The 1,506-nt window shown below is 59.2% G+C and carries 1 protein-coding gene; it reads left to right on the top strand.

The features are described from left to right. The coding region (locus tag JCM12296_RS34750) for a cache domain-containing protein (RefSeq protein ID WP_172684268.1) at positions 1 to 1,506 on the top strand (1,506 nt) is incomplete at both ends.

Here is a 1,506-nt window from a genome sequence, read left to right as displayed (position 1 = left end):
GACATGAACGTGTTGCTGGAAACCGTAAAAAGCTTTAGACGCGAGGCCTTCGAGAAACTCAAGAGCGTGGAGCAGGTCAAGAAACGGCAGATCGAAGACTATTTCATCCGCGCCCGCAAGGACATCGCCGTGCTGGCCGGCAGCGAGGACGCCCACAAGCTTTACAAACTGCTGCGGCGGTATCAATTCGACGAGGAAATCGAGGCGGACGATTCCTTTTTAATCGACACTTACGAGTACAATGAAATCTGGACCGAAAGCGGCCGGACCCTGCTGGACTATGTGACCGTGTTCGGCTACGCCGATGCCCTGCTGATCAGCGCCGACTCAGGTCACGTCATGTATTCCGCCGCCAGGAACGCCGATCTGGGCACGAACTTGAAAAACGGGCCGTACAAAAAGGAAAGCCTGACCGTGTTGTGGAAAAAGGTTCTGGCCACCAAACAGGTTCAGATCCAGGATTTTCGACCTTACCGACCGGTGGGCGGGGTTCCCTTCGCCTTTATCGGCGCGCCGATCAAGGATTTGAGCGGGGATCTGCTGGCCGTGGCGGTTTTGCAGATCTCCCTGTCGGCGGTCAACCAGATCATGCAGGGACGCGAGGGGCTGGGCCACACCGGCGAGACCTATCTGGTGGGCAGTGACCGGCGCATGCGCTCGGACTCCCTGCTGGACCCGGAATATCATTCCGTCCGAGCTTCATTTGAAAACGAACACGTGGGCAAGGTGAACACGCTGGCGAGTTGCAACGCCCTGGCCGGCAAAACCGGACAGGAAGTGATCATCGGCTATCTGGGCAAGCCGGTTCTGTCCAGCTACAGTTCCCTCAATATCGAGGGGCTCAATTGGGCCATCATCGCGGAAATCGACGTGGCCGAGGCGTTCAGTCCCGTCGACGCCCAGGGCAATGAGCTGTTCGCCTACTACGCCGACTCCTACGGGTTCGACATGTTCCTCCTGAATCCCAACGGCTACTGCTTCTACTCGGCGGCCAAGAATGCCGATTATCAAACCAATCTGGTGGACGGCCCCTATGCCGACTCCGGGCTGGGCCGTTTGGTTCAATACGTGCTCGAAACCCAATCCTTCGGTTTTGCGGATATCGCCCCCTATGCGCCGCGAAACGGGGAACCGGCGGCGTTTATCGCCCAGCCGCTGGTCAACAACGGGCGGGTCGAGGCCGTGGTGGCGCTTCAAATCTCACAGGATGCCATCAACCGCATCATGCTTCAGCGGGCCGGCATGGGCGAGACCGGCGAAACCTACCTGGTGGGGCCGGACAAGCTGATGCGCTCGGATTCGTATCTTGATCAAGCCAACCGAACGGTACGGCACTCCTTTGCCGCCCCGGCCAAGGGCGGCGTGGACACCGAGGCCGTCCGGGAAGCCCTGGCCGGCAGAAGCGGTGAGAAGATCATCACCAAATACAACGGCAACACCGTGCTTTCGGCCTACGCCCCGGTCAATATATGGGATACGACCTGGGCGCTCATCGCCGAAATCGAC

This window comes from Desulfosarcina cetonica JCM 12296 (assembly GCF_001311845.1).
In the GTDB taxonomy this organism is placed as follows: Bacteria; Desulfobacterota; Desulfobacteria; order Desulfobacterales; family Desulfosarcinaceae; genus Desulfosarcina; species Desulfosarcina cetonica.
The sequence above is the reverse complement of the archived record's forward strand: the minus strand, read 5'-3'. Positions and strand labels throughout refer to the sequence as shown.